General features: G+C 36.7%; 17 protein-coding genes. 8 read left to right on the forward strand and 9 right to left on the reverse strand.

Translation table 11 applies throughout. The annotated features are described in order from the left end of the window. Positions 1 to 202: 202 nt before the first annotated feature. Complete coding sequence (rlmN, locus tag ACFOW1_RS07335; protein ID WP_379013272.1) at positions 203 to 1,243, forward strand: 23S rRNA (adenine(2503)-C(2))-methyltransferase RlmN; 1,041 nt, start codon at positions 203 to 205, stop codon at positions 1,241 to 1,243. A 98-nt stretch (positions 1,244 to 1,341) separates the two neighbouring features. Here rlmN and ACFOW1_RS07340 read toward each other — a convergent pair whose 3' ends face one another. The 5 genes from ACFOW1_RS07340 to ACFOW1_RS07360 all read right to left on the reverse strand — a co-directional run bounded on the left by ACFOW1_RS07340 (position 1,342) and on the right by ACFOW1_RS07360 (position 12,295). After that, the gene (locus ACFOW1_RS07340) at positions 1,342 to 2,742 is read right to left on the reverse strand and encodes a RagB/SusD family nutrient uptake outer membrane protein (RefSeq protein WP_379013274.1); all 1,401 of its coding nucleotides are present in this window, start codon (positions 2,740 to 2,742) and stop codon (positions 1,342 to 1,344) included. Between the two features lie 29 nt (positions 2,743 to 2,771). Beyond that, positions 2,772 to 5,807 (reverse strand): SusC/RagA family TonB-linked outer membrane protein, encoded by a 3,036-nt coding sequence (locus ACFOW1_RS07345; RefSeq protein ID WP_379013275.1) that lies wholly within the window; start codon positions 5,805 to 5,807, stop codon positions 2,772 to 2,774. An 831-nt stretch (positions 5,808 to 6,638) separates the two neighbouring features. Further along, positions 6,639 to 7,520, reverse strand: coding sequence for a DUF1735 domain-containing protein (locus ACFOW1_RS07350; protein ID WP_379013276.1), 882 nt, complete (start codon positions 7,518 to 7,520; stop codon positions 6,639 to 6,641). 35 nt (positions 7,521 to 7,555) lie between these two features. Further along, on the reverse strand, positions 7,556 to 9,022 hold the full coding sequence (locus ACFOW1_RS07355) for a SusD/RagB family nutrient-binding outer membrane lipoprotein (protein WP_379013277.1): 1,467 nt from the start codon (positions 9,020 to 9,022) through the stop codon (positions 7,556 to 7,558). Between the two features lie 33 nt (positions 9,023 to 9,055). After that, entirely contained in the window at positions 9,056 to 12,295 is a 3,240-nt protein-coding gene (locus ACFOW1_RS07360) for a SusC/RagA family TonB-linked outer membrane protein (RefSeq protein ID WP_379013278.1), read from the reverse strand. Positions 12,296 to 12,624: 329 nt separating this feature from the next. Here ACFOW1_RS07360 and ACFOW1_RS07365 point away from each other — a divergent pair, with 329 nt between their 5' ends. The 6 genes from ACFOW1_RS07365 to ACFOW1_RS07390 all read left to right on the forward strand — a co-directional run bounded on the left by ACFOW1_RS07365 (position 12,625) and on the right by ACFOW1_RS07390 (position 20,195). Further along, positions 12,625 to 13,506 carry a bifunctional 5,10-methylenetetrahydrofolate dehydrogenase/5,10-methenyltetrahydrofolate cyclohydrolase gene (locus ACFOW1_RS07365; RefSeq protein WP_379013280.1) on the forward strand — a complete coding sequence of 294 codons (882 nt, stop codon included), beginning with the start codon at positions 12,625 to 12,627 and terminating at the stop codon, positions 13,504 to 13,506. A 265-nt stretch (positions 13,507 to 13,771) separates the two neighbouring features. Beyond that, positions 13,772 to 14,449, forward strand: coding sequence for a 7-carboxy-7-deazaguanine synthase QueE (locus ACFOW1_RS07370; protein WP_379013282.1), 678 nt, complete (start codon positions 13,772 to 13,774; stop codon positions 14,447 to 14,449). Between the two features lie 239 nt (positions 14,450 to 14,688). Next, positions 14,689 to 16,599 (forward strand): OmpA family protein, encoded by a 1,911-nt coding sequence (locus tag ACFOW1_RS07375; RefSeq protein WP_379013283.1) that lies wholly within the window; start codon positions 14,689 to 14,691, stop codon positions 16,597 to 16,599. Between the two features lie 42 nt (positions 16,600 to 16,641). Beyond that, positions 16,642 to 17,739, forward strand: a complete 1,098-nt coding sequence (dprA, locus tag ACFOW1_RS07380; RefSeq protein WP_379013284.1) for a DNA-processing protein DprA — start codon at positions 16,642 to 16,644, stop codon at positions 17,737 to 17,739. 131 nt (positions 17,740 to 17,870) lie between these two features. After that, complete coding sequence (gene guaB / locus ACFOW1_RS07385) at positions 17,871 to 19,370, forward strand: IMP dehydrogenase (protein WP_379013285.1); 1,500 nt, start codon at positions 17,871 to 17,873, stop codon at positions 19,368 to 19,370. A gap of 207 nt (positions 19,371 to 19,577) precedes the next feature. Next, positions 19,578 to 20,195 (forward strand): ABC transporter ATP-binding protein, encoded by a 618-nt coding sequence (locus ACFOW1_RS07390; protein WP_379013286.1) that lies wholly within the window; start codon positions 19,578 to 19,580, stop codon positions 20,193 to 20,195. Position 20,196: 1 nt separating this feature from the next. On the opposite strand, the gene ACFOW1_RS07395 is transcribed toward ACFOW1_RS07390, so the two are convergent. The 4 genes from ACFOW1_RS07395 to tsaE form a co-directional block, all read right to left on the reverse strand. Continuing rightward, positions 20,197 to 21,444 carry an FAD-dependent monooxygenase gene (locus tag ACFOW1_RS07395; RefSeq protein WP_379013287.1) on the reverse strand — a complete coding sequence of 416 codons (1,248 nt, stop codon included), beginning with the start codon at positions 21,442 to 21,444 and terminating at the stop codon, positions 20,197 to 20,199. Positions 21,445 to 21,484: 40 nt separating this feature from the next. Continuing rightward, positions 21,485 to 22,738: an FAD-dependent monooxygenase gene (locus ACFOW1_RS07400; RefSeq protein WP_379013289.1), complete on the reverse strand. Its 1,254-nt coding sequence runs from the start codon at positions 22,736 to 22,738 to the stop codon at positions 21,485 to 21,487. A 119-nt stretch (positions 22,739 to 22,857) separates the two neighbouring features. Continuing rightward, positions 22,858 to 24,072, reverse strand: a complete 1,215-nt coding sequence (locus ACFOW1_RS07405; RefSeq protein WP_379013290.1) for an alanine dehydrogenase — start codon at positions 24,070 to 24,072, stop codon at positions 22,858 to 22,860. A 74-nt stretch (positions 24,073 to 24,146) separates the two neighbouring features. Next, positions 24,147 to 24,557, reverse strand: coding sequence for a tRNA (adenosine(37)-N6)-threonylcarbamoyltransferase complex ATPase subunit type 1 TsaE (gene tsaE, locus ACFOW1_RS07410; protein WP_379013291.1), 411 nt, complete (start codon positions 24,555 to 24,557; stop codon positions 24,147 to 24,149). A gap of 199 nt (positions 24,558 to 24,756) precedes the next feature. On the opposite strand from tsaE, the gene ACFOW1_RS07415 reads away from it, so the two are divergent. Further along, positions 24,757 to 26,877 (forward strand): heavy metal translocating P-type ATPase, encoded by a 2,121-nt coding sequence (locus tag ACFOW1_RS07415; protein ID WP_379013292.1) that lies wholly within the window; start codon positions 24,757 to 24,759, stop codon positions 26,875 to 26,877. Positions 26,878 to 26,885: the final 8 nt, after the last annotated feature.

Genomic DNA, 26,885 nt, shown 5'->3' on the forward strand with positions numbered 1-26,885 from the left:
CCAGCTTTTGAACAATAATTAAGCTTCGTTGCGTCGCACACTTGTACGTTTAGATACATTGCGCAGCTTTTACCGCAGCGAATTTACTAATTGTACAATCATTACAATTGTAAAAGTGCGTTTGTTACAATTATTAAAGCTATTTAGCAAATCAATCATGCCAATCAACGAAATCATTTAATCAGCGGTGTATCTTTGTTCAATGTTAGCACAACAAAACATTCGTCATCTATCATTACCAGAGTTAGAAAATTATTTCACAACTATTGGTCAACCTAAATTTCGTGTGAAGCAAGTACACGAATGGCTTTGGCAAAAACACGCCCATAGTTTTGACGATATGACCAATTTAAGTAAAGACTTGCGTAACAAATTAGCAGCAGAATTTACTTTGCCCGCTTTACAAGTAGAAACAGTACAAAACAGCGAGGATGGCACCATAAAAAGTCGTTTCAAAACCAGCGATAATCATTTAATCGAAGGCGTTTTAATACCTACAGAAGCTCGTAAAACAGCTTGTGTATCATCGCAAATTGGTTGCAGTCTAAGTTGTAAGTTTTGTGCTACAGGTTATATGGAAAGACGCCGCAACCTAAACTATGATGAAATCTATGACCAAGTAGTGTTAATTAATCAACAAAGCGAAGCCGCATATCAAAAAAAGCTCTCAAACATTGTATTTATGGGTATGGGCGAACCATTACTTAACTATAAAAATGTACTAAAAGCCATAGAACGCATCAGTGCAGATGATGGTTTAGCCATGAGCCCAAAACGTATTACAGTCTCTACCGCAGGTGTAGCTAAGCAAATAAAGCAACTTGGAGACGATAAAGTAAAGTTTAAATTGGCACTTTCTTTACACGCAGCTAATGATAAGAAGCGTAATGAAATTATGCCCATAAACGAAAGTAATAATATCAGTGTATTAATTGAAGCTTTAAATCATTTTTACAAGCAAACAGGTAACGAAATTACTTTTGAATATATTTTGTTTCAAAACTTCAACGATAGCCAGAAAGATGCTGAAGAACTAATCAAAATCTATCGCCAAGTACCAGCCGATTTAGTGAATATTATTGAATACAATCCTATCGACGCTTTCAAATTTCACAAGCCAGACGAAGACACCATAGACGCATTTATGACCATTTTAGAGAAAAATAGAGTAAATGCAAGGTTAAGACGTAGCCGTGGTAAAGATATTGATGCGGCTTGCGGGCAGTTGGCCAATAAAGGGTAAAAGCGTATTTAGAAGATTAACTTATACGAATAACAAAAAATAAAAAAGCGGTTGTAAAGATTTACAACCGCTTTTTTTTCACAAAATTTCTAGCATTATTAGTAGCCAGGATTTTGCTTCATATTAGGATTAGGATCCAACTCAGCTTGAGGAATTGGGAATAATCTTCTTGTATCAGAATAAGGCAATGATAATGCAATTGAAGAGAAATTTGAAGATCTATTAATATCTAATTTCAATCTATTCATATCACCGTAACGATCACCTTCAAAAGCAAGTTCTTTTCTTCTTTCTGTGATAATATCACTTAACAATTGTGCGCCAGTTGAAGTATAACCAGTAAAACTGGCATCTCTTCTTGTAGCCACATAGTTAAGATACATTCTTGCAGAGGTCTCATCCCCCGGTAAAGAAGCTTCAGCTGCAATTAAATAAACATCGCTTAAACGCATGATTTTAGTATCATCAGGGTCAGCTGATCCATTACCATTTTTATATTTCTGAACAAATGTAGCAGCAAGACCACCACGAGTACCTGTAGTAAAACCAGCTGTTTTGCGAATATCAGTAGCTGAATATAAATTGTATAAATCATCTGCACATAACAAATCGCCATAACCACTTTGGTTGTAGATATTAGTTAATGCGTCAAAACCATTGTTATTTAAGCCATCAGAAGATACTTCGAAGAGCGTTTCTAATTTATCTGTTCTAGCTACACCACTTCCCCAATAAGATGCCCAGTTTGAAGTTGTGATGGCTGTGAAACCACTATTGTTGATAACGTCAAGTGCTGCTGTTTTAGCATTTGCATAATCGCCTTTGTACAAGTATACTTTCGCTTGTAAAGCTCTTGCTGCGTATTTGCTGTAGAAAATTGAAGAACTAAACATTGTTATATTAGCATATGCCTTGTCTAAATCACTTAAAATTTGCGCATATACATCTGAAACTGTGCTTCTGGCGGCTTTTTGCGTAACATCAGCAGTTAAAATAATTGGTACACCCAAAGAAGTAGGTGCATCAGTATAAGGTTTAGCAAAGTATCTTACTAAATAAAAATAACAAGTAGCTCTGATGGCATAAGCCTCACCTTTATATTCTGCAATATTAGCTGATCCCGTTAAAGGAGAATTGATAATATTATTAGCTCTTAAAATGGTGTTATAGGCAGCAGTCCAAAAACCACCAACATTTGCATCGGCAACTGTAATAGCATATGTATTAAACTGAATATATCTACCAGAATTTTTTACTGATACATAGGCATTATCGGCATATTCATCACCAGCTACAGGTACTGTTCTACCGAATAAGTCTGTCGCACGCATACCTTGGTAAGCACCATTTAAAGCTACTTTTAAATCCGTTTCAGTTCCTAAGGCCTGTGCAGGAGACAAAGAAGTGTATGGTGTTAATGCTAGGAAGTCTTTTTTACAACTTGAGAATAACCCAAGGAATAATAAAAAGACTATAGATTTATTAATTATTTTTTTCATTGTGTATTTTTTTATGTTCTGATTAATGGTTATAAACTGATATTAAGACCCGCAACAACAGTTTTTGGTATAAATACTTCTAGGTTTGTAGCACTACCAACACCTTGTTCAGGATCGAAAGGCATTTTAGAATCCTTAACCCATGTCCATAAGTTTGAACCTCTTACATAAAAATGAACTGAACCAATGTGTAATTTTGTAGATACTGATTTTGGAATATCATAACCAACAGTAATATCTCTTAATCTAATGTAGTCACCTTTAGCTAAGTAGAACGTTGAGAAATTCTGAGCGTTTTTATTACCGCCGTATATGTATTTGGGAATATCTGTAATTTGACCAGGTGTAGTCCATCTATCAAGCACTCTTTGTACTTTATTAAAGCCACCACCGAAACCTGCACCATCATAATAGCTACCCCATGTATCACGCACGTAGTTACCAAAGTTAAAGTAGAAGTTGGCACTTAAACTAAATCCTTTATATTTAAATGTATTACCAAATCCACCAAAGAATTTAGGTGAGCCCGAGTTATACACTTGACGAAGTGCGTTGTTGTAAACATTAGTTTTAGTAGTTTTTGTACCATCTACATACCAAAGTGGATCACCATTTGTAGGATCTACGCCTGCATATAATCTAGTATAAAAACTTTGGAAATCATAACCTACACGACGAATAAAGTTACCAGACAAAATATCCGCACCACCTGGAAGTGCAGTAACAGTATTTTTGTTGTTTGCAATATTAAAAGTCACATCCCATTCAAAATTTTTGCTTTGTACTGGAATAGCATTCACAGCAAACTCAACACCCTTGTTTTCCATTGCACCAATGTTATCCGGGAATGAAAGATAACCTGTACTTGGTGGTACTGGAACATTCAACAACAAAGACGTTGTTTTACGATTATAATAATCAAAAGTTACAGTTAGTCTATTTTTCAAGAATCCAATATCAACACCAAAATCAAGTGGTTTGTTAACCTCCCAAGTTAAGTTTGGATTACCAGGTTGTGTAGTACTTGGCGCACTACCTGGGTTAGAATTATAGTTTGAACCGTAGCCATATAAAGGCAAAGCCAAGTAGTTGCCTATGCCAGCAGAGTTACCATTTAAACCATATGATGCTCTCAGTTTTAATTGACTGATGAATTTGACACTTTCCATAAATTTCTCACGATCAACATTCCAACTTCCACCGATTGACCAGAAATTACCGTACTTCTTGTTTACACCGAAAACTGAAGCACCGTCATTACGGAAACTACCAGAAATGTTATATTTTTCTTTGTAGCTTATGTTAGCTTGAGAAAATGCACCAACAATTGCATTATCAGAACCGGTAGAATTTGCAGTAATTGGTGTAGCACCGATAGATGCAACTGTTAATTGTGTTGTTGGAGGGAAATTAGAGTTACCTACTTGGGTAAAATAACCTTTATTTAATTGAGACTCATAACCAACTTTTACATTCACAGCTAGATCACCAGAGCGTAAGAATTTCTTCGAGTAAGCCAAAGTATTTGCCCAATCCCAGTTAGAATAGCGTGTATAATATGAGAAAGATCTACCATTTCTGCTAAAACCATCACCGTAGAATGGGTTATTATATTGCTCTTCTTCCAGAGTATTGTAGTCAAGACCAAATTGTGATCTGAAAGTTAAGGTTGGTAATATTTTATATTCACCAAACACAGAGCCTCTCAAGCTTAACCCTTTTAATTGTCTTTTGTCTAAAGCTGCAATTGCAATTGGATTGTATAAAGAACTAACACCAGTACTAGGATTAAAGTCAGATGTATTATAGTTCAATGTACCGTCAGGTTTGTATGGAGATAAACCAGGCAATAAGAAGAAAGAACTCAACACTGGATTACCAAAAGCACCACCATTTAAAGGCGTATTTTGTTTTGTAACACCACCATTTAAATTAAATCCAAGTGTTAATTTATCAGTAGCCTTATTTTCTAAACGTATATTACCTGACCATCTTTTAAAATCAGTTGCAATAACGGTACCGTCTTCTTGGTGATAACCGCCCGACATGAAGAATATAGTTTTATCATTACCACCACTGGCACTTAAATTATACTCATGTTGTTGGCCATTTCTTGTTACTGCACCCAACCAATCAGTATTTACCGGAGCAGGATAGGTAAGCGTAGTAGCAAAGTTCGAATTAAATAATGCATCAACTGTGGCAGAAGTTGCATAGCCTGCATTAATTAAACCTTCTTTGGTAATCGTTGCGTATTGGCTAGCATTTAAAGGTTGATAGGCATCGTTTTTATACGCTGTATTTGATTGTCCAGTATAAGCGTCTGCTCTAAACTTAGTAGCGCCAGATTTACCTTTTTTTGTTGTAACTAGAATGACACCATTAGCAGCACGGCTACCATAGATTGATGCAGAAGCCGCATCTTTCAATACAGTGATATCTTCGATATCATTTGGATTTAAAGTACTCAATAAATTAGAACTAGTAGCTAAGCTAGAAACTTGCCCAGTATTTACAACTACGCCATCCAATACCCATAAAGGATCATTATTTGCAGAAATAGACCCAAAACCTCTAATAACTATGTTTTGGTTAGATCCTGGCGCACCAGTGGTAGAAGATGATTGTAAACCAGCAACGGTACCTTGTAAAGCTTTGTCAACAGATGAGAATGGCTTATCCTCAATTTGAGCACTTTTAACTGTTGATTGAGACCCAGTTAAAGTAGTTTTCTTTTGTGTACCATAGGCTACTACAACTACCTCATCCAAAGTAGTATTTGTAGATTTTAATGATACAGAAAGAACGCCCGATTTAATCGCAACATCTTGCGAAAGAAAATTTACAGAAGAAATTACCAATGTTTTCGCAGTGGCAGGTACAGCTACCGAAAAACTACCATCTGAAGATGTGGTAACACCTTTTGTAGTTCCTTTTACAACAACAGATGCATTTGCAACTGGTGCACCTTTCTCGTCAGTTACTTTACCAGTAACTGTCTTGTTTTGAGCCATGGCTAGTGTTGTAAACACTACCATAACCAAAAGCGTCAGAAATTTTCTCATTTAAACTTGATTTTTGGTTAAAAAACTTGTTATATTATCAATTAGTTATTTGATTCTTAACGAAATGTTAAGAATGCCAAATATAAAAGGATAAGACAGAAATTGTTAACGAAATGTTGCAAACACTTACTTAGTAAAAAGCTTAGAAAAAAGCCATTTTAGATAAAATTTATTAAAGGCAATGATTATTATCAAAATCGTAGGCTTAGATGACCAAACTTAAAATATTTTCAAAAAATAGGGCAATAAAAATAATTACCCTTCACGATGCAATATTTTTTAATTTGATGGTCATTTATCATAAGCAAGGCTTAAATATGTTTATTATGTAAATCATAAGCAGATATATTAACAATTAGACTTAATAAAATATATTTTACATGCAATCTTAATACATTAAATATATTTTAATACAAATTATCTTTATTTAGTTATATTTATTGGTAATAATTGCTTTATAAAACGGACTAGGTTAAATTTGGTAAAAGATAAATACACTAAGATTTATATCATTCTCTTAACCCGCTTGAATCTTGGGTAATGAAACTTCTGTTTTCATTAATTAGATACAAATATTTCATTACGATATTAACAGATGCGATGCATTTTGTTTTATTAGTGGATCATAAGATTAGCCCAATCAGTATTACTAAATAAAAGATATAATTGTCTTGAGACTTACATATCTTGAAACGACTAATAAAAATAGGCTGTCTCATATTTTGAGACAGCCTATTATATTTAAGATAAAAAATATAAGCTATTTACTAATCTTTCTTTTGCCCATAGTTCTATTATGGAACTCAATCTGCTTAAAGATTTAAGATACGATTACTTTTTGAAAATCTCGGTTACATTACGTCCTGCACCAGAAGTATTTGTATACGAAAAATTAATCGTGTATATCTTGTTAATTGGATCAGCAACAATTGTTGGTCCACTTATTAAACTACCCAAACCAGCGTTACCGTAACTTGCAGGATCGATAGTTGCAGTAAAGTTACTTAACACCCCTCCATTATTGGTAAAGTCTATGATAAATACCAATCCATTTCCACCACTTTGCACCGACACTTCTGTTGGATTGTTTGCTGAGAATACATTAGAATAGAATCTATCATAAGATGGTGAACCAGAACCGGCCGCATTGTTAAAACGAATCCATTCTTCATTATAAGCACCTGCTATTGGATTCCCAATAAAATGGAAATAAATTGTACCAAAATTTCCACTAATATTATTCCCTTGAGCATCTGTAATGCTTATCGGTAACATATAGTTTTGCGTAGGATCTATTTTGCTTGGAAAAAATACCATAGGTATTAAAGACGAATAACTCTGACCAGCTTTAATAGTTACAGTTGTAGCCTTAAACGAATAGATACTGTCTGGACATTTTGTATATTTAACTGAACTTGTTGCATTGTAAGATGCAAGCGCAGCAGCATCATAAGCCAATGTAACTGTAATATCCTTTGGTGCAACATTTGTTGCTGCATAATTTGCATGAAAATAGAAGGTGTCAGAAGGGTCGGTAGAAGGATAACTCAATGCCAACTGACTGAAGTTCACTAGACCGCCTTCAAGAATTGATACCGTTGGTTGTAATCCATCAACAATTGTCCCTTTATTCACGTCTTTTACACAAGATGTGAAAGAAACAATCACCAAGACAACGACACTAAGCCATAAATTAATTGTATGTTTTTTCATTGTAAAGTATTTAAATATGAATTAGATTCGCCAACTTATGGCATCCAGAAAATTTTTGAAGTATGATGATTGATAGTGCCTTGGCTACCAACATTGGCGGCATTTGTTTGGTATTCACTAGCAGGGTATAGTATTCTTACAGGAATAGCTAACACATCTACATAAGGTGATACCGATAGGGGTACATCAGCAGGTAAACCTAATCTACGATAGTCTGCCCAAGCTTCAAATGGCGTTACAGTATTCATAGCCATCCATTTTTGTCTAATAATACAGGCCAATCTTTGCGCATCTGTGGTACATGCATCATAATTAGTATTTACATTACTTTGCGTGTAATAGCTTGCTGCACTACCTGCACCCAAATAACTAAATGATGATTGCACACCATTTTGAAATAATGCGGATGGTGAATTAGATATTAAACCTTTCAAACCTGCTTCTGCTTGTAGAAAAAAACTTTCAGCACCACTAATCAAAACTGCTGGTTGACTAGCTGATTTTAAAAGACCTGGACCAAAAGTAGAAGCTGAATTAGCCGCGTGGTTAGTAGCTGAACCGATTACGTTACCTTGATAAATACCTCCATTTGACGTAGGCGCGTATAAATATTGGTAGCGTGGGTCATTGTTGCTCATGCAAAAGCTAATTGGGTATTGGTTCGCACGCCAGAAATCACCGATATAAGTTCCTGCAGTATTAATACAGAAACCGTAAAATGGATTTTGTTGCCCACTATTATTAGCATATCCTGGATTCACAGCAGCATCAGAACTTAAAAAGCCACCACCATTTGCAGTAATTTTTGCAATTTGTGATTGGATATAGCTAGTTCTACCAGCCATTTGCGTTTGACGCATCAAAATTCTTAATTTTAATGTATTGGCAAATTGAATCCATTTACCATTATCGCCGTTAAACAAAACATCACTGTTAGAAGCGGCAACAGCATCTGCTCTTTTAAAAAGTGTTACAGCAGTGTCTAATCTAGCTGCAATATTTTCATAGATCGCTTGTGCACCGTCGTAACTAGGTTGAATAACATTTGTACCTTTAAATGCTTGGCTATAAGGTACATTATTAAACATATCTACCAATTGTTGAAAAACAAAAGACTTCATAACGATGGCCGTTCCTTGGTAAAAACTTTTACTTTGAGTTTTTGCAGCCTGTTCGATATAATCATAATCTTCTAAATTATGGTAAAAACTAGTCCAGATACCATCACCAAAACTGGTCGTTTGTCTGTAAGATGCCAAGTCAGATGAACTAATGGCATAGCTACCACTTGGACACCAATAACCCAACCATTCACTTACAAAAGTGTAATCAATAATTTGTCCAGAAGCGGTAGCGGTTAATGCTTGAGGCAGTACCAATTCAGGCGTTGTATTTGTAGCAGAGTTAGGGTTATTATTAATATCAAAATAACTTTTTGAACAACCTGCACCGACCATTATTATAAGAGCCGATAAACATATTGTGAGCAGTTTCTTTTTCATTGTTAAAATATTTAATGATTGTCAGTGTTAAAATTAGAATATTACAGTTAAATTAAATCCGTAGAACTTTGTTGGAGGCAATTGGTTGATATTTGTCAAACCAGTTGCATTGCCTGAGGTATTAGCAAATTCTGGATCCGACCATACATTACCTTTCGCTTTCCAAGTAGCCAAATTTCTACCTACCACTGATAAATTAATGCCATTCACTGCTTTCAAAGGTGCTAACCATTTTCTAGGGAAACTGTATGTTAATGAAATTTCTCTCAATTTCCAAAAATCAGCACTATTTACATAGTTGCTACCTGCTGTATTCCAAACGTTCGCCCAAAACAAGTTGTTACCATCTTGAGTAAGTATATTGGTATTTGCAACATATTTACCACCAGATAAATAACTGGAATTAGGAATCACAAATGGTTGACGACCAGATTGTGCTGAATAAGCAGACACGCCTGTAAAATCTAAACTAGAACCAAGGCTATTATAAATTACTGCACCAAATCTGCCGTCAGCTACTACATTTAATGTAAATCCTTTGTAACTAACGCTTGATGTAATACCTACTTTAGTTGGCGCATTAGCTGTTCCGAATAATTTTAGTTTTGGATCTAAAGTTGGGTAACCTGTAAGTGAACTTACAATAATTCTACCTTGATCATCGCGTTGCCAGTCGTTGGTTTGTACTTGTGCATAAGGTAAACCAACTTGTGCAATTGAATTACCACCTATTACTACTTGTGTAAGACCATATTGAGAACCTGCATCTACAACTGTGTTTTTGTTGTAAGAAAAGTTCATACCAACATCCCATCTAAATCCACTTTTCAATTGTACTAATGGGGTTACTTTCAAATCTAGTTCTATACCTTTATTATCCATTTCTCCTGAGTTAACAAAGGCTGAAGTATAACCAGTTGTTGAAGAAATACCAATTGGTATGGTTTGATTTTTAGTGACAGTACTGTAATAGCTACCAGAAAATTTAATTCTACTTTTAAAGAATTCTAATTGAAGATCAATTTCATTATCTGTACTAATTTCAGGTTTAATATTGGGGTTAGCATAAGAACCGTTTACTGAATAACCCGCTACACTACCGAAAGGAAATCCTGCACCAGGATTGAACGTATTTTGTAAAGCATACGCACCGATACTTACTTGAGCAGTTTGGCTATGTGCCACACTTATTTTACCAAAATTTAATAAATTTTGGTTTTTGAAAAAAGGAATAGCATCTGTAAATACAAAGGCCGCATCAACTGATGGGTACAGATAAGATCTGTTTGAAGCAGATAAAACACTGTTCCAATCGTTTCTCAAAGAACCGTGAACAAATAAATAATTCTTATAACCTAGTGTTAAATCCCCAAACACACCCAAAACACGTGTTTGTTGTATTTGCTCGCCAACCACAGGATTACCAAGACGGTTACTAATATTGTAAAAATCAGGTATTACTAAAGCACTTGCAGAGCCGCTGAAAAGTCTTAATGTTTTGTCAATTAAGGATGTACCAGCAATGAATTTTACATCAACGTTACCAAATTTTTTGTGTGCAGAGGCTAAGAAATCGCTAGTTAATCTTTGGTTGAAACTTACTGCATCACCTTGAGATGGTGATAATTTCTTAACACCAGAAGGGATATTACCAGAACCTAATGTATCTGCAATAGCCCAAGAAGCGAAGGTATAGCCAGCTTGCGTGTATTTATTATTATAATCATTACGAACAATACCCGCTTTGTAATTAAGTGTCAACCATTTAAATGGTGTAAGCGTTAAAGCAATATTACCTAAGATATCATTACTTTTTTCATCCAATCTTGTTTGATCAATCTGCCACCAAGGATTACCATAATAAGCGTTGAAGTAACCATCAGGTGAAGCAAATGGATTGTTTTGCCAATCTCTATATTTTCTAAGATCCACATTTGGAGGCGTATTGATAACTGTCCAATAAACAGGTCTATTTTGGAAATAAGAACCACCACCAGTATAACCGCCACCAATGCCAGAAGTACCATACGTAAATGGTACGTTTGTGCCAGGTGTTGTATTAGTGTGTGTTAAAGTATACCCTAATGTGTATTCAGCCTTGAAAATACCACTTTCTCTTGAACCATTAATACGGATAGTGTTTCTGTGATTTACATCTTTAGGCAAAACCCCCGATGTGTTTACATCTTGGAAAGACAAGTAAAATTTGCTCTTGTCATCACCAGCTGCATAAGAAATATCGTTAATAGTAGAAACGCCAGTATTGAAGAATTTTCTCTTAGCATCTGGAATAGCAGAATAAGTAGTTGAATCTTGTTGAATTGTATAAGAACCATCTGGTTTATATACTCTAATAGGGGCACCTATTGGCACTTTTTGACCATTAAAACGAGGACCATAGCTTTGATTTTCATAAGGTACATAATATACACCTGGTTGGCTACCAGGGATTGATATGATACCAGGGTAAGCATTAGGATCATTTTCACCGCCAAATTGACCAAATTCATTTTGCAATTCTGGCATGTAGGAAATAGATTCTAGGTTAACAGTGCTACTAAGCGTAACACGTGGTTTTCCTTTTGCACCTTTTTTGGTTGTCACAATAATTACACCATTCGATGCAGCAGAACCATATAAGGCAGATGCAGAAGCACCTTTTAGAACGGTAACATTTTCTACATCATTTGGGTTCAAAGAATTGATATAAGAAATTTCTGTTTGAATATCGTCCACAACCAATAATGCTTGGTTATTTCCTAAGAAAGATCTATTGCCTCTTAAAGTAATACGTGTATCAGGCTTTACACCATTGTTCACAAGGTTAATTTGTAGACCAGAAACTTTAGCCGCTAAACCAGTTGCGATATTCGTACCTTGCGCTTGGGTCAATTCACTTGCAGAAACCTTTGCTGTAGAATAACCTAATTCTTTAGGCTGCCTTTTTACACCCAAGGCTGTTACAACAACTTCTTCCATTACCGACTCACTCGCTGAAAGTGTTACCGAAATATTGCTACCTGATCCAACTTTAATGCTAATAGGTGTATAATTAACTGCTGACACTGTTAAAACATCCCCAGTTTTTGCCGACACTTTAAAATTACCATTTTCATCAGCCGATACACCCTTAGGAGTGCCTTTAACTAAAATTGTTGCAGAAGGAACAGGTTTGCCTACCTGATCAATCACCTTACCTGTGACGGTACGGATTTGTGCGAATGTGGCTGTTGCGCTAAGAATGATAGCCAACAGAGCTAAAATTTTTCTCATGTAAACTTGATTTTTGTTAATTAATGATTCAAATTGCCTGGCAGTTAACATATTATTAATAAATTATTAACGTTACAAATATATTAACTAATGGCAAAAATTGTTAAAAAAATGTTGCAGCAGTTTTAAAAAATAATATTTCACCTCTTAAAAGCCTTTGTTACCGATTAGCTATTTTAACAATAAAATAATGCAGGCTAGCTGAAAAATAAAAGCAAAAAAAATCATATACTAATAAATTATATGCATTTATTGGTGATATTAACTATTAATAAACGCTTGTTTGAATTGAACCAAACTTTTTAATCCTCTTTAAATATCTTTGCAACATGAAAATTTTAGATGGCAAACTAGCCGCAGCCTCGGTAAAGCAGATTTTAAAAGCAGAAGTTGATATATTACTACAAAATAATCAGCGTAAACCTCATCTTGCCGCTATTTTAATAGGAAATAATGGTGCTAGCGAAACTTATGTGGCTAGCAAAGTAAAAAACTGCGAAGAAGTTGGCTTCGAGTCGTCTCTTATACGCTTTGAAAATAATATTACTGAAGAACAATTGTTATCGAAAATAACAGAACTTAACAACGATAACACCGTTGATGGCATTTTGGTACAACTGCCTTTACCAAAACACATCAGCGAAGCTAAAGTGATAGAAGCCATCAGCCCTGCCAAAGATGTAGATGGCTTTCACCCCGTAAGTGTAGGCAAGTTGGTGCAAGGCTTACAAACATTTATTCCTGCTACACCTTATGGTATTATGTTAATGCTCGAACATTTTAATATTGAAACCAAAGGCAAGCACGCCGTGGTGATTGGTCGCAGCAATATTGTAGGCCGCCCAATGAGCATTTTACTCAGCAGTAATCACCCTCAAGGCAACAGTACGGTTACACTTTGCCATAGCCACACACCTAATTTGCAAGAAATTTGCTTACAAGCAGACATTATCGTAGCCGCCCTAGGCAAGCCTGGCTTTGTAAAAGCAGAAATGGTAAAAGACGGTGCTGTGATTATAGATGTGGGTATTACACGTGTGGAAGACGCTACAGCCAAAAAAGGTTTTCGCATTAAAGGCGATGTTGATTTTGATGAGGTTGCACCAAAATCATCTGCCATTACGCCTGTACCAGGTGGTGTAGGCCTTATGACCATTGCTGGTTTACTTAAAAATACGCTACAGGCTTACAAAAACAATAGTGTTAATTAATAATTAGCAATTGATTCCATCCATATAATCACATTAATAGAATTAGGTTAATTGCCGCAACTCTTAACATTTGGTAATTATTGATTTTTTTTAATTCGTGTGATAAGAATTATGTTACCAGCGTTCGCCTTAGTATTTGGCTTCGTTGCATAGCAATACCGATAGCTATCGGTATGCACGTTCATTTCTTTGTGCAGCAATGTATAACTTCGCGCCTTAAAGCGACCATTGACTATTGACTATTGACTATTCACCATTCACACTAATGCAATCACAAATTATCAATCATACCTCACAAATCTCAAATTCATTACCTGTAATGGAAAGCTTCTACACCATTCAAGGTGAAGGCTTTTACCAAGGCAGTGCAGCCTATTTTATTCGCTTAGGCGGCTGCGATGTGGGCTGTGTTTGGTGCGATGTAAAAGATAGTTGGGATGCTTCAAAACATCCACAACTAACTATTGATACGATTGTAAAAAAAGCAGTTGAAGAAGTCAACCAGCCAGCTACCAGTCACCAACAACTTGCAACGGTTAACTCGGTTCTCGCTGTAGTCACTGGCGGCGAGCCGCTTATGCACAATTTGGATGCATTAACTGAGGCTTTACATCAAAAAGGCTTTCATACCAATATAGAAACCTCAGGCTCTTCGCCCTTAAGTGGCAGTTGGGATTGGATTTGCCTCTCACCAAAAAAATTTAAAGCACCATTGCCAGAAGTAGTGCCTTTTGCCAATGAACTGAAAGTCGTCATCTTTAATAAACACGATTTTGCTTGGGCAGAAACTTATGCAGCGCAAGTATCGCCTACTTGTAAGCTATATCTGCAACCAGAATGGGACAAAGCCGCAACGGTTACACCTTTAATAATAGACTATATAAAAGCAAACCCAAAATGGGAATTGAGTTTGCAATTACACAAATACATCAACGTACCTTAAGCCTGTATTTATCAATTATAGCTGCTTGCATTAAGTATTTTACTGCATGCAAGCAGCTACAGCTTCTTGCAACAACCAAAATTATTCTTGCAAGCACCTACAGCCTCTTGCAAGCTATTGAATATGCTATATAATGTCTTTATACGCCTAAATAATGTAAAAAATCATCATTTATCAATCAAAATTCTTTTAACAAGCACAACTCATCTCTTTTTCCGAAATTGCTGCTTTATATAGTTATGAAGCCATTCTTTTTAATACTAGCCATCGCATTGTCATATACCAGTTTTTCGCAAACCTACAATCCAGATAAGGTTAATAAAAAGGCGCTGCTGGTTTACCAAAAAGCCATGGAACATCTTGGCTATGGCGAATACAAAGAAGCCATTCCAGACCTTGAAAAGTGCATTGCCATTGATAAAAATTATGTAGATGCTTATTTATCATTAGCAGGGGCTTATGGCGAGCTAAAAAACTACAAAGCCGCTATTGCCAATTACGAGCTTGCTAGAGAGAAGGATAGTATGTATTTCAAGTTATACAATTTGCCCTACTCTATTAATCTTGCTGGCGAAGGCAGATTTGAAGAAGCGTTAGCGGCCATCAATGCCTTTGCCACCACGCCAAACCTTGGTGAACGAAGCCTAAAAAGCTTAAAATACCGAAAAGACTGCTACACATTTGCCATTAACTATCAACAAAAACATCCCCCCAACAACTACATTTTTAATCCAATTAATCTTGGCGATAGTATTAATACCGAGCGCTCAGAATATTTTCCTTCATTAACTGTAAATGATAGCTTACTAGTATTTACCCGCAGAGAAGGCGGTGGCGAATATTTTTACAAAGCCAATATTACTAACCCTGAAGTGTTACCTAAAGCTGTAAAAATTGCTGGCGATATTAACGATGAGCCTTTTAAAGGTGCCATCAGTGTTTCTGCCGATGGCGAATGGATGATTTTTGCTGGCAATATTGGCAATAATTCGCACGATAATTTCGACTTATACATTTGCTATGCTACGCCCACTGGCTGGAGCGAACCACAAAATCTTGATTCTAATATCAACACAGGCTATTGGGAAAGTGCACCAAGCCTTAGCCCAGATAAACGTGCATTGTATTTTAGCAGTAATCGCCCTGGCGGCTACGGTGGCGCAGACTTGTATGTAAGCTACCGAGACGAAAAAGGCAATTGGAGTAAAGCCATTAATATGGGACCAGATGTAAACACCCTGGGCGACGAAACGGCGCCTTATATCCATGCAGATAACCAAACCTTATACTTTACCTCCAGCGGTTTGCCGGGCTATGGTGGCACAGATATTTTTATTATGCGCAAAGGGTTGGGAGGCGCTTGGAGCATACCTGAAAATTTGGGTTACCCAATTAATACTATAGAAAATGAAGGTAGCCTTGCCGTAGCGCCAAATGGCGTAAGTGCCTACTATGCTAGCGATAGAAGCGATTCTAGAGGCGGTTTAGACTTGTATAAATTTGACCTAAGAGCAGATGTGCAACCTTATAAAACCTTGTATGTAAAGGGTTTTGTGTACGATAAAAGTAGCAGCAAAGGCTTGCCAAGCAATGTAGAATTGATAGATAACAATACTGGTAAAACCTTGATGAATGTACAAACCGACGAAACTGGCTTTTATTTTGTAACCTTACCTGTAAAGAAAGATTACACATTTGCCGTAAATAGAAAAGGCTACTTATACTTTAGTAAACTGTACGAGCTTTCTAGCAAAATAGCAGACAGTATTTATAAAGAAGATATTTATCTACAACCGATAGAACTGAATAAAATTACAACGCTTAACAATATTCAGTTTGAAAACAACTCATACCAATTAAAAGCGGTAAGCAAGATTGAATTGGATAAATTATTACAATTATTAACCGATAATCCTACCATTAAAATTGAAGTAGATGGCCATACAGATAATGTGGGCAAAGCAGAAGATAATTTAAAACTTTCAACCAACAGAGCAAAAACGGTGGTGGATTATTTAATTGAAAAAGGTATTGCACCGCAACGCCTACAATACAAAGGTTTTGGCGCAACCAAACCACTTGCAGATAACGCTACTGAAGCAGGTAGAAGCACTAATAGAAGAACAGAATTTACAGTTGTTGGGATGTAAATAATTTGCCATTAATGATACTTATATTATCTTCATCATATTATGACGAATGATATTTTACACCAAATAGCGTTAACGCAGGTTATTGGTATTGGTGCAGTGCAGGCAAAACAATTGATAGACCATTTTGGTGATGCGAATTCAATTTTTAAAGCATCCAAAAAAACACTTAGTAGCATAGAAGGGATTGGTGAAGTAAGAGCTAAAGCCATTAAAGATTTTGATGATTTTAAATCTGCCGAAGCAGAAATTAACTTTTGCCACAAACACCATATCAATCCGCTGTTTTTAAAAGACATTGATTACCCGCAACGTTTGCTACACTGCTACGATGCACCTACCGTTTTGTATTACCGTGGTAACGCAAACTTAAACAATACCAAAATCGTCAGTATTATAGGTACAAGAAGCAACAGCGACTATGGCAAGCAAATAACAGAGCAAATAATAGAAGCGTTACAACCATTGAATGTATTAATAATCAGTGGTTTAGCTTTTGGCATTGATGCAATAGCGCATAAATCGGCAGTGCAAAACAACTTATCTACAGTAGGGGTTTTAGCGCATGGCTTAGATACCATCTACCCCGCACAACATAAATCATTAGCCAAAGACATACTGTTAAACGGTGGCTTATTAACAGAATTTCCCAAAAGTACAAAGCCCGACAAACACAATTTTCCACGCAGAAATCGGATTGTTGCAGGCATGGCAGATTGTACCATTGTTATTGAAACGCAAGCTAAAGGCGGTAGCATGATTACTGCAGAACTAGCATATAACTATAATAGAGATCTTTTTGCTGTACCTGGAAAAATTACTGATACTAAAAGTAGTGGTTGCCTAAAATTGATTCAACAAAACAAAGCAGCCATATTTACAGATGTCAATCATTTAATAGAAACGATGGGCTGGGAAACCAAAGCGCCAAAACCTAAAAAACAGCGTGAACTATTTGTAGCACTCACACAAGATGAACAAACAATTGTAAATATTTTGACTGCAAAAGAACTAGTAGGTATAGATGACATTTACCCACAATCCGGACTAAGTAGTAGTTCAGTTGCAGCTGCTATGTTGGGTTTAGAACTACAAGGCTTAATTATTTGCTTGCCAGGAAAAATGTATAAACTGGCGTGATAGTTACTGGTTGCCAGTTGCCAGTTAAGCCGTTATAATTTTATTAGTTCGATATAACAAACCAGTAACATGTAACCTGTAACTGAAAAAACTTCATTTGCCACATATTCTCTCTGCTTTTATCTTTGCCTATGGCAACAATAAAATCTCCCGCAAAAAGCAATAGCAGTTCTCGCTTATTTGGTGTTGGTTTAACTTTCGATGATGTTTTGCTTATGCCTGCTTACAGTCAGGTATTACCTCGTGAAGTTAATATCCAATCGCATCTTACCAAAGACATTTTGTTAAACGTACCAATGCTGTCAGCAGCTATGGACACCGTTACTGAAGCTAATTTAGCCATCGCATTGGCACGTGAAGGCGGCTTGGGTATTTTACACAAAAACATGTCTATCGAAAAACAAGCTGAACAAGTACGCAAGGTAAAACGAAGTGAAAGTGGTATGATTATCGACCCAATCACTTTACGTGAAACAGCTACTGTTGCCGATGCTTTGAAGTTAATGAGAGAAAACCGCATTGGTGGTATACCCATTGTTGATGCCAATCAAAAATTAGTTGGTATTCTTACTAACCGTGACTTACGTTTTGAGACCGCCAACCGCAGTAAAAAAATTAAGGAGGTTATGACCAAAGACAACCTTATAACTGCACCCGAAGGCACCGATTTAAGAAAAGCGGAAAAAATATTACAACAATATAAAATTGAAAAATTACCGGTTGTAACTAAGCAAGGTATTTTGGTAGGTTTAATTACTTACCGAGACATTTTGCAACTGAGCAACAACCCAAATGCTGTAAAAGACGGCTTTGGTAGATTGTTAGTAGGTGCAGCTTTAGGTATTACCAAAGATTTAATGGACCGTGCAGCAGCCCTACAAGCTGTAGGTGTAGATGTAGTCACTTTAGACAGTGCGCATGGTCACAGCAAAGGCGTTATAGATGCCTTAAAATCTTTAAGAAAAAACTTTAAAAAACTACAGATTATAGCAGGCAATATTGGTACTGCAGAAGGCGCTTTAGCCCTTGCAGCCGCTGGTGCAGATTGTGTGAAAGTTGGTATTGGCCCTGGTTCTATTTGTACCACACGTATTGTAGCTGGCGCAGGCGTACCGCAGCTCACAGCTATTATGGAAGCTTCTAATGCGTTAAAAGGTAAAAACATCCCTGTTATTGCCGATGGTGGGATTCGCTACACGGGCGACATGGTAAAAGCACTTGCTGCTGGTGCTAATATGGTAATGATGGGTAGCGTATTTGCAGGTGTAGAAGAAAGCCCTGGTGAAACCATTATTTACGAAGCACGTAAGTATAAAGAGTACCGTGGTATGGGCAGCTTAGGCGCTATGAGTCAAGGTAGTGGCGACCGCTATTTTCAAGATGTAGAAGACGATGTAAAGAAATTTGTACCAGAAGGAATTGAAGGTAGAATAGCTTATAAAGGGCCACTTAGTGAGGTTGTATACCAATATGTAGGCGGCTTACGTGCAGGTATGGGTTATTGTGGTGCGCAAGATATTAAGGCATTACAACAAGCTACTTTTGTTCAAATTACCAATGCAGGTATGCGTGAAAGCCATGCACACGATGTAGATATTACCAAAGAAGCACCAAACTATAGTAGAAAATAAATACGTCAAAAGTCAATCGTTAATAGTGAATATTTGTTGACCAGCAGTAGTATTTCAATTATACTAAGTTGCAAGTTTATACTGAGTTTACGAAGTACCTACTTGTACATTTAGATACTTTATTCAGCTTTCTTTATGTCATGTTGAGGAACGAAACATCTGCTAGCCAACGGTCAGATTCTTCGTTCCTCAGAATGACAAAAAAATATGCAAATACAACTTACAAATACAGGCAAGCGTTACAATCGGGATTGGATTTTCCGACAATGTACCTATACCTTTCATGCGGGTAATTCGTATGCTATTATTGGCCCAAATGGTAGTGGTAAAAGTACTTTGTTACAGACCATTGCAGGTGCCATCAATCCAAGTGAAGGCAGTATTGCATTTTCTGTGGACGGTCGACCGTTGACTGTTGACAATTTCTACCAACACATCGCCTTAGTAGCCCCCTATTTAGAAGTAATAGAAGAAATGACAGCTACTGAGTTTCTACAATTTCATGCAGCCTTTAAACCTTTATTACCAAACATCACCATCGCTGAAATTATTGCCATCATTGGCTTAGAGAAAAATGCCAATAAGCAAATTCGATATTATAGTAGCGGTATGAAACAGCGTATCAAGCTAGCGCAAGCTATTTTTTCAGATACAAATGTGCTATTGCTTGACGAGCCTTGTACCAACCTAGACGTTACAGGGTATAAGCTCTATAACGATCTTATTAGCACTTATTGCAGCCATAAACTCATCATTGTAAGTAGCAACGACTTAAAAGAATATGGCTTTTGCAAATCGCAGATTGCAATTGCAGACTATAAATAGACTACCTCAAAAACTTCCAATAAAACATAGGATTCAGCAGATGCGCTGTAATAGTCTTGGTATTTAACAATAACCCTAGTTGTGCTTCTGCATTTTTACGAGTCGTAATAAAGTTTAGCCACTTCAATATTAGTTTAGGAAAAAAGCGACTACCCATTGCAGGCGCCATTAGTCTGCTTAGTTTTAAACTATCATCTATCTTTTTATACACTTTGTGGTCGTATGCTTTTAACATGGCTGCGCTAAAATCATTTTGCGCTAGCGCAATAGCAGCTTGCTCTGCAGCAATTTTGCCACTAATCATCGCTTGTGGTATGCCATTCCCAGAAATCAAATCTATTAAGCCGCCAGCATCACCCGCAAGCATGTATCCTTCACCAGAAATAGGTCTTTTTTTTGTACCTAAGTGCAAGGCGCAGCCTTCTAATTTTCCTACCTGTTCGGCATGTTTAAAACGCTCTTTTAAAATAGGATGCGTGTTGACAGCATCCCAAAACAACGCATTTAAATTGTGCCCGGATTTCTTCACCATATCGCTACGCATCACAATGTTTACATTGGCCAATCCATTATTAAAAGGCCCTATATACAAGCCGCCCGGCATCAATTTTTCCATAAAAAACATTTCACCGTAATCTGGCATGGTACTGTTGGTTACATTGGTAAAATACCCACGAATACCCAGCGCAGTGTGTTTGTCGTCTCTTGCAAGATTGCCTACTGTAAACGGTAAAGAGGCTGAAGAACCTGTTGCAATAATCAACAACTTTGTTCTGATGATTGGCTCTTTTTTTACATCTAATAGTAACCATTCTTTGGTATTCACATCTTTTTGCCAATTAGAAATCGCAGTATTTGGCAAATAATCAATCATGCCTGTCGCCATAATTTTCTCGTGCAACACATTGTCAAATTCAATACGTGGCATCGCAATACAAGTAGGCAGATGTTCTATATTTTTCAGCTTTACAAAAGGAATATTTAGCGATCTACCATTGGGTGTATGCACCAATGTGCCTTTGATGGCTTGGTATTTACTGGCAAAATCAGTTTGCAACACCAATTCGGGATCAATTTCATGTAATATACGTACGGCTTGACCACCTACAATATCTGCACAGGCTTTTACTCTAGGATGTTCACCCTTATCTACCAGCAACGCTTTAATGCCCTTTTTTGCTAAAAAAAGACTAGCAACCTGCCCTGCTGGTCCAGCACCAATAATTGTAATTGCCGAATATTTTACCATACAAATACCTTTAAATAGATTGCTAACAAAAGCCCTACAGCTAGGTGAGCAGTTTCCAATAAAACATTGGGTTTATTAATGTAGCGGCTACATTTTTGGTATACAACAAGCTACTTAATTGCACTTGTGCCCCTTTACGAGTGGCAATAAAATTAATTGCGTTCGTAGCTCGGTTAAGTATAAAATCATTGCCCATAAATGGCGATAACAATTTACCCAACTTTAAATCTTTGTTTATTTTCTTGTAAACGTTTGCATCATATGCTTTTAAAGCCGCTGCGCTAAAATCGTTGCTAGCTAAGGCTTTAGCTGCTTGTAGCGCTGCAAACTTACCGCTAATCATTGCCTGAGGAATACCATTGCCTGACATCAAATCTATCAAACCACCAGCATCGCCGGCCAATATATAACCATCACCAGAAATAGGTCTCGTTTTGGTGCCTAAATGTAAAGCACCACCTTCTAATTTACCTATTTGTTCTGCATTTTTAAACCGTTCTTTTAAAGTTGGGTGCAATTCAATTGCCTCCCAAAATAACTGTTTTAAATCTATATGATTGCGCTTGGCTACATCGCTACGCATTACCACATTGACATTGGCTATACCATTGTTAAACGGCGCTATGTAAAAACCACCTGGCATCATTTTGCGGTGCAAAAACAACTCTGCATGATTGGGATAATCAGCATTACCAATATTTTTAAAATAACCACGAACACCTATCGCAAAATGCTTATCTTCTTTCGATAAATTACCAACAGTATATGCCAAAGATGCTGAGGAGCCAGTAGCAATAATCAGCAGTTTACTTTGCACTATAGCTTGTTTGTGTGCATTAAGAAGCGTCCATTCACCAGTAACGCTATCTTTTTCCCAACCTGTAATAACAGTATTATCTAGTGTTTCTATCAATGGGCTTGCAACTATTTTCTCATGCAGCCAATTGTCAAAATCTGCCCTAGGCATGGCTATACATGTAGGCAAATGTTCTAATTTATTTAATGGTAAGAAAGCAATATCTAACTGACTACCATTTGGGGTATGTAGCAATGTGCCATTTATCCTCAAATATTTATCAGTAAATACTTTCTCTAAAGGTAGATTTTCATCTAATTCGTATAAAACTCTGATAGCTTGACCGGTTACCACATCTGCACAAGGCTTAGATCTTGGGTGCGCTCCCTTGTCTATTAACAATGAGCCAACACCTTGTTTTGCCAAAAACAGTGCTGCCATCTGCCCCGCAGGACCTGCACCGATAATGGTTATAACTGATTTTTTGGCTGTGCTCATAATCTTATAGAAATTCCATCACTTCAATAAACGTTTATCCAATGCAATAAGTTTTGCATTTGTTCAAAATAATGGCAATTTCTTCAAATAAAGGTTATTCGTTGAATACATTTAAGTCTTTACCTGCGACTTGCTATCAACAAATTCAAGTCGGTGTATTTTAGGTCAAACTTTTGGCTAATGTAAAAATCTGTCAATGCGCCTTTGAACAAATAAATACCTTCTCGTAAATTAATATTGTGCCATATCATTTCATCAAGCCCGCCATTATCGCTAATGTCAAGCATTAACGGCATTAACACATTGCTAATAGCTTGGCTAGCTGTACGTGCAAAACCACTTGGAATATTGGGTACACAATAATGTATCACATCATGCTTTACAAATACCGGATTTTCGTGGCTTGTTAATTCACTCGTTTCAAAGCACCCACCTCTATCAATAGCCACATCTAAAATAATACTACCCGGTCGCATGGCGGCTACCATTTCTTCGGTTACTACAATCGGGGCTCTACCACTTTCGTTACTCAAGGCGCCAATAGCAACTTCACAGGTTTTTAATTGCTTTGCCAAGATACGTGGCTCTAAAACGCTCGTCCAAACTCGATGACCTAAATTGTCTTGCAGTTGTTTTAAACGATAGATATTATTATCAAATACTTTTACGCTAGCCCCTAATGCTAAGGCATTTCTAGTAGCTGTTTCGCCCACAATACCTGCTCCTACAACTACTACTTTGGTAGGTGGTATACCGCTAATACTTCCTAGCAATACACCTTTGCCTTTATTAAAACTACTTAAATATTGACCAGCAATAAGCATCAATGCACTACCTGCTATCTCGCTCATGCTGCGCACTATTGGGTAAGTGCCACTATCATCTTTTAAGTTTTCGAAACTGATGGCTGTAATTTTTTTCTCCATCATTTTCTCAATAATACAAGCTTTTAAAGCAGAGTGGTGTATAGGAGAAATGATGGTTTGATTCATTTGCAGTAAGCCCATATCTTCTTCTACAACTGGGGCGCTTTTTATTAACAACTGCGCCTTGTACACTTCTGCTTTATCATACACAATTTTTGCACCTGCCTCGCTATATTCATTGTCTTTATAATGACTAGCAAGCCCTGCATTGCTTTCAAGCATAACATGATGGCCATTACTTACCAATACGCCAACTGCTTCGGGAGTAAGTGCAATACGATTTTCTTGAAACGCAAATTCTTTTGGTATCCCAATATCTAGTTTTGCTCCTTGCGGTTTTACATCCAACGTTTCTTCTAGCGTCTCGTAACTAAAAGATGTAGAAATATATGGTTTGGTAGTAGCCATTGATAATAAAAAATTATATAAGTTCGAGCAAGTTACTATTGAAATTTGATTAATGCACCGCGCATGATAATAATTTAATGAATTGTCATTTGTCTAGTACCTACGTCTAGCAATTGAATGGTAATATTTAGTACATCATTAGGCAATAAATCAGGGGCTTTTTCGGGCCATTCCACAAAGCATAAATCGCCCTGTTGTAATGCATCTTCTACACCTGCATTAATGGCTTCTTCTTCACTTTTTAGACGATACCAATCCATGTGATAAATTGTAGCAAATTGAGGACTTTTATACGCATTTATAATGGCAAATGTTGGACTACTAACCATATCTGTTACTTGCAATACATCGCACAAAGCATGTATAAAAGTGGTTTTTCCAGCACCCATAGGTGCGTAAAAAGCCCAGACTTTTTTGTGACCAAATTGGGCTAATACTTGGCTTGCAACATCATGAATTTGTGAAATATTATAGACTACAACCATGTAGCGAAGATACAATGTAGGCCAAAAGTTACTAGTATAAAACTTGCTGATTGTCGATAACTGATAAATGTCATAATACTTACTGTAAACGCTTGGTAATATTGGGTAAATTTGTAGCACTTATTCGCTGCATAGTTATAGTAGGCACTTAGAAATATCAGCTAGTTCCGAAGATAACTATGTGAAAAAATTTAATATTATGGATAAAATATTGTGGAAAGTAGAAGGGATGACTTGCAGTAACTGCGCTTTAAGCGTTAGTAAAGTGCTGCAAAAACAAGGTATGCAGCAAGTGCAGGTAAATGCTATAACTGGCGATGTGAGTTTTGAAACCTTAGACGCAGCAAACATGCTTACAATAGCTAAGAAAAATATTAACGAGCTAGGCTATCATGTGGTTGATGATAGTGTGGTTGCGGTAGAAAAAAAGAAACCATTTTTAGGGACTTACTTAGAAAAATTTTGGTTTACACTACCTTTTACGCTGGTATTAATGACTGCGCATTGGGCAATGTATTTTCATGTTCATTTTTTACACAACGCATGGCTGCAAATGGCTATTTGCTTGCCCGTATTTATTGTGGGCATGAATTTCTTTGGACGCAGTGCTGTAAAGAGTTTGCGTAAAGGCATACCTAATATGAATGTACTGATTGCGCTAGGCTCATTAGCAGCTTTTGTGTACAGTTTTATTGGTACTATTAATGGTAATGAAACCCAAATATTTTACGAAACTGCTGCTTCAATTATTTCTTTAGTGTTTCTGGGCAATTGGATGGAAGACGCATCTGTTGAAAGTACCCGAAAAACAATTAAAGAACTCACAAAGCAACATAAGGTAATGGCTAATATGATTGCCTATGATGATGCCCATAACGAGAACATTTTTCCCATAGAAAATACCTTTTTAAAAACTGGTGATTTGGTATTAATAAAGTCTGGTGAGCAAGTACCGCAAGACTGTAAAATACTCAGCGGCGAGGCAGAAGTAAATGAGGCAATTATAACCGGTGAAAGCGTACCAGTATTTAAAAAGCAAGGTGATATTTTAATTGGTGGTAGTGTACTAGCTAACGGCAATGTAAAATGTTATGTTACTGCCACTGGTAAAGACACCATACTTAATGGTATTGTAGAACTGATGAAGCAAGCACAAGGCCAAAAGCCACCGATGCAATTATTGGCAGATAAAATAAGCGCCATTTTTGTGCCTACAGTGGTGAGTATTTCGGTGGTAACCATGGTGGTGAACTACTTCTTTTTACATATAGGTTTTGGAGATAGTTTAATGAGAAGTATTGCAGTATTGGTGATTAGTTGCCCTTGTGCGATGGGCATTGCAACGCCCGCTGCTATTGCAGTTGGGCTAGGTAGGGCTGCCAAACATGGTATTTTATATACCAAAACAGACAGTATGGAATTATTTGCACAGATTAAGCAAATAGTGTTTGACAAAACAGGTACTTTAACTTCTGGCAAATTTCAAATTTCAAATTTCAAGTCAGACATTGAGGAAACAGATTTTAAAAAGCTAGTCTATTCTTTAGAGAAATTTTCTAATCACCCAATTGCTAAAAGTATTGCTGCAGCATGGAAAACGCAAGAAGTTTTAAGGTGGCAAAACATTGAAGAAATAAAAGGGCTTGGCATGAAAGCTAGCGATAAAGAAGGCAATATTTATTGGATTGGTTCGGCTAAAATAGACGCACGAATTACAGATACAAGTCACCATTTATATGTAACCAAAAACAATACAGTAATTGGCTGGATAGATATAGCTGACGAAGTAAGACCTGAAGCAAAAGCAGTTATTAATTACTTTAAAAGCAAAGGCATTACTACCATTTTGTTAAGTGGCGACAGCCAAACCAAGTGCGAGCAAGTAGCTAAACAATTAGGTGTTGATAAAGTGATTGCGGAACAAACACCACAACAAAAACTAGATGTGGTAGAAGCATTATGCAAGACTGCCCCAACTGTGATGGTAGGTGATGGTATAAACGATGCGCCAGCATTGGCAAAAGCTACTATCAGTGTGAGTTTGAGTGCAGCTTCTCAATTAGCCATACAAAGTGCATCGGTAGTATTAATGAACAATGGCTTACAAAAATTACCGATTGCTATGCAACTTGGTGAGCATACACACAATACCATAAAAGGCAATTTGTTCTGGGCATTTTTCTACAATATTATTGCCATACCATTTGCAGCTATAGGTTTATTTACGCCTACTGTAGGTGCATTGCTTATGGGTCTAAGCGATGTAGTATTAGCATTAAATAGTTTAAGATTGAATTGGAAGAAAGTAGCTTCGATTTGAAATTTATG

It is taken from the genome of Parasediminibacterium paludis, from assembly GCF_042651445.1.
GTDB classification, from domain to species: domain Bacteria; phylum Bacteroidota; class Bacteroidia; order Chitinophagales; family Chitinophagaceae; genus Parasediminibacterium; species Parasediminibacterium paludis.

Coding starts and splice junctions, on each gene's coding strand:
- guaB (WP_379013285.1), top strand. CDS start 17,871: ATGGCAACAATAAAATCTCCCGCAAAAAGCAATAGCAGTTCTCGCTTA.
- ACFOW1_RS07405 (WP_379013290.1), bottom strand. CDS start 24,072: ATGGCTACTACCAAACCATATATTTCTACATCTTTTAGTTACGAGACG.
- ACFOW1_RS07415 (WP_379013292.1), top strand. CDS start 24,757: ATGGATAAAATATTGTGGAAAGTAGAAGGGATGACTTGCAGTAACTGC.
- ACFOW1_RS07340 (WP_379013274.1), bottom strand. CDS start 2,742: ATGAAAAAAATAATTAATAAATCTATAGTCTTTTTATTATTCCTTGGG.
- dprA (WP_379013284.1), top strand. CDS start 16,642: ATGACGAATGATATTTTACACCAAATAGCGTTAACGCAGGTTATTGGT.
- tsaE (WP_379013291.1), bottom strand. CDS start 24,557: ATGGTTGTAGTCTATAATATTTCACAAATTCATGATGTTGCAAGCCAA.
- ACFOW1_RS07390 (WP_379013286.1), top strand. CDS start 19,578: ATGCAAATACAACTTACAAATACAGGCAAGCGTTACAATCGGGATTGG.
- ACFOW1_RS07345 (WP_379013275.1), bottom strand. CDS start 5,807: ATGAGAAAATTTCTGACGCTTTTGGTTATGGTAGTGTTTACAACACTA.
- ACFOW1_RS07365 (WP_379013280.1), top strand. CDS start 12,625: ATGAAAATTTTAGATGGCAAACTAGCCGCAGCCTCGGTAAAGCAGATT.
- ACFOW1_RS07400 (WP_379013289.1), bottom strand. CDS start 22,738: ATGAGCACAGCCAAAAAATCAGTTATAACCATTATCGGTGCAGGTCCT.
- ACFOW1_RS07355 (WP_379013277.1), bottom strand. CDS start 9,022: ATGAAAAAGAAACTGCTCACAATATGTTTATCGGCTCTTATAATAATG.
- ACFOW1_RS07370 (WP_379013282.1), top strand. CDS start 13,772: ATGCAATCACAAATTATCAATCATACCTCACAAATCTCAAATTCATTA.
- ACFOW1_RS07350 (WP_379013276.1), bottom strand. CDS start 7,520: ATGAAAAAACATACAATTAATTTATGGCTTAGTGTCGTTGTCTTGGTG.
- ACFOW1_RS07395 (WP_379013287.1), bottom strand. CDS start 21,444: ATGGTAAAATATTCGGCAATTACAATTATTGGTGCTGGACCAGCAGGG.
- rlmN (WP_379013272.1), top strand. CDS start 203: ATGTTAGCACAACAAAACATTCGTCATCTATCATTACCAGAGTTAGAA.
- ACFOW1_RS07375 (WP_379013283.1), top strand. CDS start 14,689: ATGAAGCCATTCTTTTTAATACTAGCCATCGCATTGTCATATACCAGT.
- ACFOW1_RS07360 (WP_379013278.1), bottom strand. CDS start 12,295: ATGAGAAAAATTTTAGCTCTGTTGGCTATCATTCTTAGCGCAACAGCC.